This window comes from Nocardioides sp. SYSU D00065 (assembly GCF_017916425.1).
In the GTDB taxonomy this organism is placed as follows: domain Bacteria; phylum Actinomycetota; class Actinomycetes; order Propionibacteriales; family Nocardioidaceae; genus Nocardioides.
On the sequence record NZ_JAFMSX010000001.1, the window covers coordinates 973111 to 986973 of the forward strand.

At 68.3% G+C, this 13863-nt stretch carries 4 protein-coding genes; all 4 read right to left on the reverse strand.

Features of this window, described 5'->3' with window-relative positions; translation table 11 throughout:
• Nucleotides 1–15: 15 nt before the first annotated feature.
• Complete coding sequence (locus tag J3P41_RS04705) at nucleotides 16–705, reverse strand: GAF and ANTAR domain-containing protein (protein WP_210649047.1); 690 nt, start codon at nucleotides 703–705, stop codon at nucleotides 16–18.
• Between the two features lie 870 nt (nucleotides 706–1575).
• Nucleotides 1576–5787, reverse strand: coding sequence for a DUF11 domain-containing protein (locus J3P41_RS04710; RefSeq protein WP_210649048.1), 4212 nt, complete (start codon nucleotides 5785–5787; stop codon nucleotides 1576–1578).
• 505 nt (nucleotides 5788–6292) lie between these two features.
• Nucleotides 6293–8809 carry a DUF11 domain-containing protein gene (locus J3P41_RS04715; protein ID WP_210649049.1) on the reverse strand — a complete coding sequence of 839 codons (2517 nt, stop codon included), beginning with the start codon at nucleotides 8807–8809 and terminating at the stop codon, nucleotides 6293–6295.
• A 557-nt stretch (nucleotides 8810–9366) separates the two neighbouring features.
• Nucleotides 9367–13701: a DUF11 domain-containing protein gene (locus J3P41_RS04720; RefSeq protein WP_210649050.1), complete on the reverse strand. Its 4335-nt coding sequence runs from the start codon at nucleotides 13699–13701 to the stop codon at nucleotides 9367–9369.
• Nucleotides 13702–13863 lie beyond the last annotated feature (162 nt).

The following is a 13863-nucleotide window of genomic DNA, read 5'->3' on the forward strand; positions in this document are numbered from 1 at the left end:
GAGGAGCGCGCACCGCTAGTTCAGGTCGGGCAGCTTGCGCGTGCTCGCGATGTCGGCAGCGACGTCGACGACCTTGCGGTTGAGGTGCATCGAGGCGCGGCGCAGGTAGTCGAAGGCCTGGTCGACGGAGATGTCCAGACGCTCCATGAGGATGCCTTCGGCCTGTCCGATCGTGATGCGGTTGTGCAGGGCGGCGCCGAGCTGGTCGATTTCGCGCCCGGCGCTCATGATCACCGACATGTGCCTGGCGATGGCCTGCCCGACCGTCAGGTCATCCGCATCGAAGCGGTGCCCCTCACGTGCGTAGAGGCTCAGCGCGCCGTAGGAGTGCTTGTCGGTGTAGATGAGCAGCGACATCATCGTGCACACGCCGAGCTCGTCGTGGGCCTGGCGCGACCAGCGGGGCCACCGCCGTTCTTGGGTCAGGTCGGTGCTGACGAGCGTCTCCTGGTCGCGCCTGACGTCGAGGCACGGGCCTTCGCCGAGCTCGCGCTGCAGCTCGTTGGCGCGCCTCACGACGTCGTCGCTACTGGCCCGCGTGACCAGGCCGCGCTTCTCGTTGATGGTGATGCCGGCGTGGTCGCACCGGGACACGAGTGACACCGCCGCGTCGACCGCCACCTGCAGCCGGGCGTTCTCGTCCGTGGCGGAGGCGATGGCCTGCGCCAGCTGGCTGAACTCGTGTATCAACCTGGTGTCGTTCACGACGACCTCAATCCTGCGACCCCGGCTTCCGGCAGTTGGTGACAATTCAGTCACGCCTTGGCCAGGCGGACGCAAATACAGCGGCAGTCTAGACGACACGATGGCTTGGCTCGCACCACGCTCGGCGGTGAGCCAGCCACATCCACGAGGACCGAGATGTGGCTCAGCCACCGCCACCCGCCGTACACCGGCCGCGCGCACCCCCCAGCGGTGAGCCAGCCACAACCACGCCGACCCAGATGTGGCTCAGCCACCGCTACCGGCCGTACGCCGGCGGCGCGCACCCCCAGCGGTGAGCCAGCCACAACCACGCGGCCGCACATGTGGCTCAGCCACCGCCACCCGCCGTACACCGGCCGCGCGCACGCTCGGCGGTGAGCCAGCCACATCCACGCGGCCGCACATGTGGCTCAGCCACCGCTAGACGACGTACACCGGCCGGCGAGCACCCCCAGCGGTGAGCCAGCCACAACCACGCGGCCGCACATGTGGCTCAGCCACCGCCACCCGCCGTACACCGGCCGCGCGCACGCTCGGCGGTGAGCCAGCCACAACCACGCCGACGCACATGTGGCTCAGCCACCGCTAGGCGACGAGCGCCAGAGCGGCCGGAAGCGCCTGAGTTGGGGGGTCCCAGACGCCCCCGGCCTTGACGAGGGGTGCCGTCGGTGCAGCCGTCAGCCTGCGCTCGCGCGTCGCCGACGACACGGCCTCGTCTACGCCGGCCGGCTCGTCAAGGAGAAGACGGGCACGACGCGACGCGGCACGGGCCGGACCCGCCACCTGGAACCGGGTGAGGTGGGCGAGCGTCCCGAGGGACGTCGCGCACCTCACCCGGTTGTGGTGAGTCAGGTCCTGGCTGGTGTCAGATCACACCCAGCCGGCACGGAACCCGGGCCGGAACCCCGGGCGGAACCCGGTGTTGGGCAGGACCTCGGGACGACCGGCGACCTTGACCTTCGCCTTGTCCTCGTTGTTGGCCTTGACCGTGTCACCGGCCGCCTTGACCTCCGCGACGTTGACGAGCTTCTTGCCCGCAGCCGCCGCGGTGGTCTTGGCCACCACGAACACCGGCTTGGCCTTCTGACCGGCCTTCAGGTCGCTGTCCATCTCGCACACGACCTTGTCGGTGGCCTTCTTGGCCGTGCAGTCCCAGCCCTTGCCGTTGGCCGAGACCAGCTCCAAGCCCGCGGGGAGCTTGTCGGTGAGCTTGATCGGGGCCGGCGCCACGCCCGGACCGCGGTTGGTGACGTCGAGGCGGTAGCGGACGTTGTCGCCCACCGTGGCCCGCGGACCCGACACGATCGACTTCTTCAGCTTCAAGTCGAACTCGGTCTTGGTGTGGGTCGTGGTGCAGTCGGCGTTCTGGTCCGGCGCCGGGACACACACGCTGCGCGGGTCGTTGCTCGTGACCACGTTGCGCAGCCGGTTGTCGCCGTTGGCGCGCACCGTCACCGAGTAGGTGATGGTCGCACTCGCGCCCACCGCCAGGTCACCGGTCCACGACAGCGTCGAGCCCGACACCGACACCGAGCCGCTGCTCGCCGCAGCGTCACCGTTGTACGTCGCGTCGTCCAGGACCGCCGACAGGTCGTCGGTCAGCGTCGCACCGGGGACCGCAGCCTTGCCGACCTGCTTGACCCGCACCGTGTACGTCACCTCGTCACCGATGCTCACCTTCGAGGTGCTCTTCGGGTCCGAAGTCTTGGAGTACTCGTACACACCCACGTCGTGACGGGTCTTGCAGTCCGCGTCCTCACCGGCCTTCGGGTCACAGCCCGGCGACGACACCACGTTGTCCAGACCGAAGTCGCCGTTCGCCTTGAGGTTCGCGATCGGCTTGACCGTCACCGAGTAGGTGACCGTCGCGACCTGCCCGACCGGGATGGTGCCGGCCCAGGCGAGCCGGTTGCCGGTCAGGGTCGCCTCCCCGATCGAGGACGTGACGTCACCGTTGTACGTCGCGTCGTCGAACACGTCGCTCAAGTCGTCGGTGAACACCGCGTTCGCCGGCGCAGTGCCCTGCTGGGTGACCCGCACCGTGTAGGTGACCTTGTCACCCGGCTTCACCGTGGTCAGCTCGGCCGGGACCGACGTCTTCACCGTCTTGTAGTTGGTGATCTCGATACCCGCCGGGTCACAGTTGATCGCCGGCGGCACCTGGGAGTCGCTCGGGATGTCAGCCGTGCCGCACGCGGTGTTAACCACCGTGCCCGACGTCGACTCATCCAGCACGAACTCGTACTCGTGCGTCTGCTGCTCCCCCGGAGCCAACGAGTCGATCGTGAAACCACCCAGCTCGGGCTGCTTGTCGTCGCTGATCTCGACGTCGCGCAGCGTGCCCTGCCCGGTGTTGGTCACCACGATCCGGTAGCGCACCGTGTCGCCGTAGCGGAACGCCGGGTAGTCCGCCGCGTCCTGCGCGTCGTGCCACTCGCCGTTGCGGTCCTGGACGTACTTCTTCAGGTTCGCCGAGTAGAACGCAGCCACCGACATCGGAGCCGAGGTCCGCATCACCAGACGGGTGTGCTGAGCCACGCCCTGAGCCCGGTTGACGAACATGTCGGCCGGGGACGCACCGTCGGTGACGATGTGGACCCGGAACTGACGGGTCGCACCCGGGTTCAACGCCGGACCGATCACCCGGACCGCGGTCGCGTTCGGAGTGAACGTGGTCGTCCACCCCGAGGTGTTGCCCGCGATCGAGCCAGGATTGGTGCCGTTGACCGCCTCACGCGGGTTGTCCGACAGCGTGGCCGGGTCGGCCGTCGTGTAGTAGACCGTGCCGCCGGTGTTGCCGAGGATCTCGACCCGGTCAAGCGCATAGTCACCGTCGAAGTCCGTCCCACGACCATCACCCTCGTAGGGAAGGATGTCGATCACATCGGTGTAAGGGCTCACCAGCGGGTCGAACGACCGCAGACTCACCGTCCACGAACCCGACCCGTCACCCGAGCCGTCCACATTCGGGATGAACGGCGTGTCTGTCGTCTTCGAGATCTGCGTGTACCCGTTGGAGGCTGTGGTGATCTGGGCGGCGGCCACCGGAGAGGTCTCCCCGAGCAGTGACGAGGTCACCGTGTTGCGAAGCACCACTCCTGGCTCGACGCGGCCCACCGCGGCCTGGTACGTAATGGTGTTCGGCACGTTGGTCGGCACGTCGTCGAGGTTCCAGGTCAACACCTGGTGCCCGTCGCCCGCGATGGAGATGACCGGCGCCGGCGTCGCACTCCCGGCGACGTAGGTCATTCCGATGGGCAGGTGGTCCTCGATGGTGTAGTCATCCACCGTAGGCGGAACGGCACCGGACCCGTTGGCCGAGTAGGTCAGGCTGAAGGTTGCCGACTCCCCCGGGCTCAGCACAGGTCGGTCGACTCGCTTAGTGATCGCCGGCTGGGCGAAGATAACCCGGATGAGGTCGCGGGCGCCGTTGGTGCTGTTGTAACGCGCCGACGGGCGACCAGGACGGTTGAACGGGAAGTACTCGCCGATCTGAGGGCTGTCCGCGCCGTCGCGTCCCCAGTAGTGCCAGGCACCATCGCGCAGCGGCGCTCCCCACGACCAGATGTCCTGGCCGATGGCGGCGTCGGTCTGCACGGTCTGGTACGGGCGGAGCTGGATGTTCTGGTGGCGGAAGCTGCCACCGGTTCCGGTGATGCGGACCGCCTTGATGGTGGTCTTGTCGGCCGGCTCTGTGGTCACCCAACCTGCGGTACCGCCACAGCCGCGGAAGGCGTCGGGGTTGTAGCTGCCACTGCCCGGGGTGACGGTGGGGTCGTTGCCGACATACCAGGCGAAGGTGCCGCGATTGCCGATCGTTGCGGGGGTATACAACTCGTAGGCCTGAGTGTTGTCGGGCCACGACCACAGTTCGACTTTGGTGTAGTCGACGAACTGGCTGTCGAGGATGGAGCAGCTGCCCATGACCTCGTTGTCCGGGATGCTGACGGCGTGGAAGTCGTTGACGAGATTGAAGAACTCGGCGCCCTGGGGGTATTCCCCGCTGTTGTCCCACGGCGTGCCGCCATACTGCCGGTTGATGTAGTTGCTCCACGTGCCGGGCAGTGTGAGCGTCTTGCTGCTGGTGTTGTTGGCTGCGTCGTCGACGTCGCTTTGCCCGGTCGGGGCCACGTACGTGGGCGTGCTGGACACGAGCGTCACCGACGTGTTAGACGCGAGCGGGGCCGTCATCCGCAGGTTCACCATGCCGCTGGCGATCGCAGTCTTGTCGACCGGCATGGGGGCGCCTGCTGAGTCGCGCGACGGGACGGTCGTCAAGGAGTAATCGATGTTGCTCAGCGTGAGGGTGAAACGCGTGGGATCTGTTGCGCTCTGAGTCAGCGTGCACGTGGGAAACGCCGTGTGCTGTTCACTCGCGGCGGGCGCGGGGTTGGAGTACGGGTGACCCGTAACGGTGGCGACTTGGGGGGAGCATGGCGCATCGTTGTACCCGCCGCCGGCCCAGCTTCCTGGAGCGAGAGCCTGGCCGTTGGCCAGGCTGATGGTCAGGTCGTACGAGACGGTGCTCGGGCCGGGGTCGCTCCCCTTGTCCTGGAACAGGGTCCATTGGATGGGGAATCGGATCGTGTCGTTCGTACCGGGGACCAGCGCGATGTCACCCGACGGGGTTTCCCACCGGATGTCCATGCCGAAGGAGTTGACGATCGGGACAGGCGGCAACTCCGCGGTGACCGGGTTCGCCGGGTCGCCGAAAGATGCGTCGACGTTGATGTTGGACCCGGTGGCGCCGCTGGCGATGATCGGGGTGATGATGACCGCGGCTGTGCCCTCATGGACGGTGCCGATATTGCACGTCAGCGTCTTGCGGTCCGCGGACAAGCTCGACTGGGGCTCGTAGCCGGCACCGGTGAAGCACACGTTCGGCAGGTTGTCGAACGTGCCGTTCTCCACCGTCACCCTGGCGGTCACATTCGGCACCGGGTCGTTGGTCGGCGCCGCGAGGTCGCTGTTGACGTTGACCCGGAACTTCGCGTTCACGAGCTCACCGCGCGCGACATTCGGATCAGCGACACCGGGCTGGCCGGGAGTATTGGCCTCCCACTCGGCCTCGAGCTGATACACGGGCGCAGCAGACGCGGGCACGGCGCCCACAGCCACCGTGCCCAGCGCGACCATCAGCGCCAACAGAAACAGGAAAGGCTGGCGAGCCAGCCGGACCAGGCGCGAGCGCCCGGGCGGGAGTCCACCGGCGCGCGGGCGCCGAGCGTGAGTGTTCATGAGTCTCCTTGGGTCGAAGCAGCGATCGGCGGATTCCCCCAAAGGACTCCCACGAACGCGAGCGCTACATCAGATCAACGAGACAGACACTTGCACGTTTCGCAAGGAAACGTAGGAGAAACAGAAATCGCCATAACCTGTTTGTCTTGGTGCGGAGAAGGCACTAACCGGGTGAGGTGCGCGACGTCGCGGAAGGGACGTCGCGCACCTCACCCGGTCGGTGCTGGCGGGGCACGAAGCCGTGCCTCCGCTCGGCCGAGCCCGCACCGCGCCGGGGCTGCGTGCGCCTCGACGCGAGAGTTGTGCATGGGCGAGCGGCCGGCGCGGGAGGCGCCGGCCGCTCAGGGCTTCAGCTCCAGCCGTGGATGTTGGTCCGGAAGCCGGTGCTGGGCAGCGCCGGGACGGGGGCCACGACGACCTTGGCCTTGTCCCTGTTGCTGGCGACGTCGGCGTCGCCAGGGGCGCGGACCCGGGCGATGTTGACGACGCGGCCGACCGCGGCCTTGGTCGCCTTCGTGGTCACGACCACGGACGGTGCTGCCGTGTCGGCTGCCAACCCGTTCTGGCGACTGCACCTGACGGTGTCGGTGGCCTTGTTGACCCGGCAGTTCCAGCCCTTGCCGCTGACGGAGACGAGCTGGAGTCCGTCGGGGAGCCGGTCGACGAGCCTGATCGGGCCCGGTGCTGCGTCGGGGCCGGTGTTCGTGACCTGCAGCCGGTAGCGGACCTCGTCGCCCACCGTGGCCTTGGCACCCGAGATCGCGGTCTTGTCGAGGTCCAAGTCGAACGTCGCCGCGCCCGCCGGCGGTGCGACAGGGGGCGCGGGTGGGGCGGGGGGCACGACGGGCGGTGCGACGGGATGGCTGGTGCAGTCCTGTGACCCGGCGGGGCACGCTGCGGCGGGTGGCGTGGGGTCGTCCTGGCCGAGCAGGAAGTTGCTCAGCACGCGGTCCCCCTGGGCCTCGACCGGCTTCACCGTTGCGGTGTAGGTGACCGTGACGGTCTGCCCCGCGGCAAGGTCGCCGGTGATCGCGAACCGGCCGCCGACGACCGGAGAGACCGCCAGTGCGGGATCCGAGGACACCGGCGCGGCGGTGATGGCGGCGTCGTCGAGGACGTGGGTCAGGTCGTCGACCCGGTCCACGGGTCCCGTCAGCCCACCCTGGTTGGTGAAGCTGAGGGTGTACGTCACCTGCTGGCCCTGGCCGACCAGCGTTCCGGAGGCCGGGCTCACGGTCTTGGCGTCGACCACGTTCGCGGGTGCGTCTGAGGGGATGTGGACGGTGCATAGGGGGGAGCTCTCCACGCAGCCCGCCGGAGGTCGGTCACCGGCGGGGACCAGGAAGTTCTCCAGCACATCGTCGCCGCGCTGGGCCTCGGGGCTGACCCGCACGGTGTAGGACACTGTGATCGCCTGACCCGCCGGCACCGTGCCGGTGACCGAGAACCGGCCGGACTCGACCGGGGACGCCGTTAGCGACCCGGCCGAGGCAACGGGGGGCGCGAGCATCGTGGCGTCATCGAGGACACCCGCGACCACGTCGTCCCAGTCCACGCTCGCCGGAGCGTCACCCGCGGTGTTGTCGAACGTGTGGGTGTAGGTGATCGTGTCGCCCGCAGGAACGGTGGCACCCGAGGCCGGGGTCGCGGACTTGCTCACCTCGAGCTCCGGCAGCAGCGCGTCGTTGGCGAAGGTGCACACGACGTTGGTGCCGTTGGCGCCACCGTTGGGCATCGTGAACGTTCCGGTGCTGCCCGTGCCGCTGGCAACCACGGTGTCGGTGAGGGTGTTGACGCACTCCCACGAGCTGGCGTAGTCGGCCAGGTCCGTGGTACCGGCCGCGGTCTCGGCGATCGTGTACGTGACGCCGGACAGACCGAGGACAGGTCCGGCGACCTCAGCCGCGTCCTGGTCCTGCAGCCCGGTCTCGTCACCGGCTGTGGTGCCGGTGTTGCCGGTGGTCAGTCCCCCGCCCGTCACCGACAGCCCGAACTGGTCCGTGGCGGCCACTCGGCCATCGGGCAGCGTCTTGCGCACCTGGATCGCGTTCGGCAGCGCGCACGAGGCGTAGTCGGAGATCACTGCCGTCGTTGGGGTGTACGGCACCGACGAGACGACTGCCCCACTACTGGGGTTGACCTTGTACACGCTCTGGGGAGCCCGGCCCCCACCGAGGTACAGATACCCGTCCGCCCCGAAGGCCATCGAGTTGATCTGGCCTACGGGCGGGTTCGCGATGGTTGTGGTCGCCAGGAGCGGTCCGTCGACTGTCCCCGTCGTCGGCAAGGGGTCGTTGAGTCTCAGCAGCACTCCAGCACTCACGACGTACAGGCGGCCACCACCATCGAAGGCGAAGTCACCGTTGCCGCCAACTCCGATCGTGACCCGGCCGATGATGCCCGGGATGGGGGTCTCCGTCGTGGTGTCGAAGGCCCGGATCTCGACCACGCCGGCGTTGATGATGCCGTGATAGTAGATCCCGCTGGTGGCGTCGTAGGCGCCCATGACCGGCGGGGTGACAGGGAAGACGACATCGCTGTAGGGCTTCGTTGCTCCGGTTACGGTGTCGACCCGTGTGAGGATGCTGCCCCTGAAGAGGTAGGCGTAGCTGTTCCTGCCGTCAACGGCCAGCGCGTTGTACAGGGAGGATGACAGTGGCACGACCTGAGTCAGGGCACCCGTCGTCGCGTCGAGCGCGTCCACCCCCGGCCTCGGGCCAACGACGCCGTTCTCCATGGCATAGATCGTGTCGCAGGAGATCGGCGCCAACGCGTTGGCCGGCGCCGCACCGAGGACACCGACGACCGGAAGCGCGGCCGCGGACATCGCCAGCACCGCACCCGACCGCGCGATGCGAGACAGCACGGGGCGACCAGCGGCCCGCCGACTGCGCCCGCCCTCCCTCCCCGGCGCGAGGGCGGTGGCATGACTCCCCGAAATGAACCACTTCATGCTCGATCTCCATCAGCTCAGTGCGTCGGGGTCCCGTTGACCCCGTGACCGCACGGTCACCGCAGCTCGCGAAGGCGCGCGCCCTCTCGACAGCAATCGACCGTCGACAGTTTCCACCACAGGCGACCCACCTGTGTGTCGAACGGAGGAACACCCCGCGCTTGCTTGGGCGTCTTTCCGGCTCGAGCACGGGAGGAGGTCGGGGCCGACGACCGATCTCGTGGACGTCGTCGAATTCATGTTGGACGTCGCTGCCGCATCGGCGAGACGGCAGACCCCGCTCCACGCCGATTCGTGCCTGATCGCTCCGGAGGCCGACCATTTGCCGACCCATCCCCGCCGCCCCATCCCACGGTCTCTGAAAAGCCGAGACCGGGTGAGCCGGGTCGGCTCCCTCTTGGTGTCGAGGGGCCGCCCGCCTCACCCGGTCTCGGATGGCTCAGGTCTGACCTGCATCAGCGGTCAATCGATCACACCCATCCGGCGCGGAACCCCGGGCGGAACCCGGTGTTGGGCAGGACCTCCGGACGACCGGCGACCTTGACCTTCGCCTTGTCCTCGTTGTTGGCCTTGACCGTGTCACCGGCCGCCTTGACCTCCGCGACGTTGACGAGCTTCTTGCCCGCAGCCGCCGCGGTGGTCTTGGCCACCACGAACACCGGCTTGGCCTTCTGACCGGCCTTCAGGTTCGTGTCCATCTCGCACACGACCCTGTCGGTGGCCTTCTTGACCGTGCAGTCCCAGCCCTTGCCGCTGGCCGAGACCAGCTCCAAGCCCGCGGGGAGCTTGTCGGAGAGCTTGATCGGGGCCGGCGCCACGCCCGGACCGCGGTTGGTGACGTCGAGGCGGTAGCGGACGTTGTCGCCCACCGTGGCCCGCGGACCCGACACGATCGACTTCTTCAGCTTCAAGTCGAACTCGGTCTTGATGTGGGTCGTGGTGCAGTCGGCGTTCTGGTCCGGCGCCGGCACGCACACGCTGCGCGGGTCGTTGCTCGTGACCACGTTGCGCAGCCGGTTGTCGCCGTTGGCGCGCACCGTCACCGAGTAGGTGATGGTCGCACTCGCGCCCACCGCCAGGTCCCCGGTCCACGACAGCGTCGAGCCCGACACCGACACCGAGCCGCTGCTCGCCGCAGCGTCACCGTTGTACGTCGCGTCGTCCAGGACCGCCGACAGGTCGTCGGTCAGCGTCGCACCCGGGACCGCAGCCTTGCCGACCTGCTTGACCCGCACCGTGTACGTCACCTCGTCACCGATGCTCACCTTCGAGGTGCTCTTCGGGTCCGAAGTCTTGGAGTACTCGTACACACCCACGTCGTGACGGGTCTTGCAGTCCGCGTCCTCACCGGCCTTCGGGTCACAGCCCGGCGACGACACCACGTTGTCCAGACCGAAGTCGCCGTTCGCCTTGAGGTTCGCGATCGGCTTGACCGTCACCGAGTAGGTGACCGTCGCGACCTGCCCGACCGGGATGGTGCCGGCCCAGGCGAGCCGGTTGCCGGTCAGGGTCGCCTCCCCGATCGAAGACGTGACGTCACCGTTGTACGTCGCGTCGTCGAACACGTCGCTCAAGTCGTCGGTGAACACCGCGTTCGCCGGCGCAGTGCCCTGCTGGGTGACCCGCACCGTGTAGGTGACCTTGTCACCCGGCTTCACCGTGGTCAGCTCGGCCGGGACCGACGTCTTCACCGTCTTGTAGTTGGTGATCTCGATACCCGCCGGGTCACAGTTGATCGCCGGCGGCACCGTGCTGCCCGAATCGGCCGGGACGTCCGCCTCTGCACATGCGGTGTTCACCACGGTCCCCGACTGGTCCTCGTCCAGCACGAACGAGTACTCGTGGCTCTGCGACTGCCCCGGAGCAAGCGAGTCGATGGTGAACGCGCCCAGCTCGGGCTGCTTGTCGTCCTCGAGCACGATGTCGTTCAACGTGCCCTGGCCGGTGTTGGTCACCACGACCCGGTACCGCACCGTGTCGCCGTAGCGGAACGCCGGGTAGTCCGTCACGTCCTGCGCGTCGTGCCAGTTGCCGTCGACGTCCTGGACGTACTTCTTCAGGTTCGCCGAGTAGTGCGGCGCCATCTGCATCGGCGCCGAGGTCCGCATCGCCAGGCGGGTGTGCCCGGCGTTGCCGTCGGCCCGGTTGACGTACACGTCGGCAGGCGAGGCGCCGTCGGTGACGATGTGCACCCGGAACTGACGCAGCGCGCCCGGGTCCAGCCGGGGACCGATCACCCGCACCGCGGTCGCGGCCGGCGTGTAGGTCGTCGTCCACCCCACCGTGTTCCCGGTCGTGGTGCCGGCAGCATTGCCGTTGGTCGGGTTGCGGGGGTCGTCCTGCAGGGTGGCCGGGTCCGCGGTCGTGTAGTAGACCGTGGTCCCTGCCGCCGCGCCCAGGATCTCCACCGGACGCGACAGGTCGTAGGTCCCGTCGAAGTCCGTGCCACGACCGTCACCCTCGTAGGGGAGGATGTCGATCACGTCGGTGAAGCTGTTGGGCAGCGGGTCGAACGAGCGCAGGTTCACCGTCCACGAGCCGGCACCGTCACCCGAGCCGTCCACGTTGGGGATGAACGGGGTGTCGGTGACCTTCGAGATCTGCGTGTAGCCGTTCGTCGAGGTCGTCACCTGGGCGGTGGCCGGCCGCGAGGTCTCGCCACGCAGCGAGGTGCTGACCGTGTTGGTCAGCGTGACGCCCGGGGTCACGTTCGGGCCCACCACGGCTTGGTAGGTCAGCGTGTTCCGGACGTTCGTCGGGACCTCGTCCAGGCTCCACGTGAGCACCTGCTGGCCCTGCGCGTTGGTGGTGATCGTCGTGGGAGCCGGCGTGGCCGACCCGGTCACGTACGTCATCCCCACCGGCAGCACGTCGACGATCGTGTAGTCGTCCACCGTCGGCGGGACCGATCCCGCGCCGTTGGCGGAGTAGACCAGCGTGAACGTCGCCGGGACGCCCGGACGCACCTGGGCCCGGTCGGCACGCTTGGTCACCGCGGGGACGGCGTAGACCACGCGCAGCACGTCACGAGCGGGCGTGGTGGTCTCGTAGCGCCCGCCAGGTTCGGTGACCTCGGTGCGACCACCCTGGCCGATCGGGACGTCACCGTGGAGGTAGTCGTAGTTCCACGCGCCGTTGCGGAAGATCGTGCCGAAGGTCCAGATGTGCTGACCGGTCGGCGCGTCGGCCTCGATCACCTGGGCGACCCGCAGGTTGATGTTGCGGTAGCCCCACTGCTCGGCGGTGCCGGTGACCCGCACGCCCTTGACCAGCGTCTTGTCGGCGGGCTCGGTGCGCGTCCACCCGGTGGCCGCGCCGCACGCCTCGGACTCGTCCGGGTTGTAGGTGGCGCCCGGCGTCAGGAGCGGGTCGTTGCCGACGTACCACTCGTAGTAGGCACCGGCCGGAAGCGCCCCGGGAGCCTGCGGCTGCTCGTTCTCCCAGATGTTCAGCGAGACCGAGTCATAGTCGACATACGCGTTGTCGAGCAGCGTGCAGGCCGCCACCACGGTGCTACCGGCGACATTCGCCTGGGCGGCCATGAGGTCGACGGTCTGGGAGACCACCGAGGACTCCGGAGGCAGCTTGAACGAGTAGTCCCACGCCGTGCCGCCGTTGGTGCGAGCCCACGTCTGCGACCAGGTGCCCGGGAAGTTGATCGTCTTGGTGCTGATGTTGTCCGAGGGGTCGTCGACGTCCGTCTGCCCCGTGATGGACTGGTAGGTCGGCTCGGTAGCGTCCAGCCGGGCGGACGTGGCCGCAGTCAGCCCCCGCACCTCCAGCCAGATCGAGCCGGCGGCGATCGCGACCCGGTCGGTCGGCATCGGGTCGCCGGCCGAGTCGGTGGTCGGGACCTGGGTCTGCGAGTAGTCGATGCCCGAAATCGTCATCCGGAAGTTGTTGTAGCCCGGCAGCTTCGTCAGCGTGCACGTCTCGACGAACGGAGCGAACCTCGGGTCCGTGCTGGGATTGGGTGAGGAGAACGGGTGGCCGCCTGCGATACCGGTGACGTGCGGCGTGCACGGCGTGTTCCACTGCTGGTTCAGCTCGCTGAGCTCGAGGTTCATCCCGTTGGCCAGCGGGATCGACAGGTCGTAGGTGACCGTCTGCGGACCCTCGTCGCTGCCCTGGTCCTGGAACAGGGTCCACTCGAAGTCGAAGCCGATGGCGTCGGGGTCGGACTTCACGATGGTGGCGCCCGTCGGAGTGCCCCAGTGCATGTTCATGCCGAAGGTGTTGCGGATGGGCACCGGGGGCAGTGAGGCCGGCACGCCCATGGCGTCGGCCGTCGCGGTGATCGCGCTGCCGGTCGGGCCGTCGGCCACGATCGGCACCTGCAGCAGCGCAGCAGTGCCCTCGTGGACGGTGCCGATGTTGCACGTCAGCGTCCGCTTGTCCGCCGAGATGCTCGAGCGCGGGGTGTAGGCCGCACCGGTGAAGCACACGTCCGGGATCTCACCGAACGAACCGTTGGCCAACGTCACCGTGGCGAACACGTTGTCGACGGGTTCGTTCGTCGGTGCCTCCAGGTCGCTGTTCACGCTGATGCGGAACAGACCGGTGACCACGTCACCCTTGGCCGCGTCGGGATCGGCGACACCCGGCTGACCCGGGGTGCCCGCCTCCCACTCGGCCACGAACTCGTAGGTCGGCGCCGCCGAGGCCGGCGAGGCACCGGCCGCCAGGGTGCCGAGGGCGACTACGAGTGCGAGCAGGAACAGGAAAGGCTGGCGAGCCAGCCGGGCCAGGCGCGAGCGCCCGGGCGGGAGTCCGTCGGCGCGCGGGCGCCGAGCTCGAGTGTTCATGAGTCTCCTTAGGTCGAGGCAGCGATCGGCGGATTCCCCCAAAGGACTCCCGCGAACGCGAGCGCTACATCACATCAACGAGCCAGACACTCGCAGGTGCCGGAAGTAAAATCAGGAGAACGCGGAAAACTCTGAGTGTGAACCGAATGAGCCGGAGCAGAA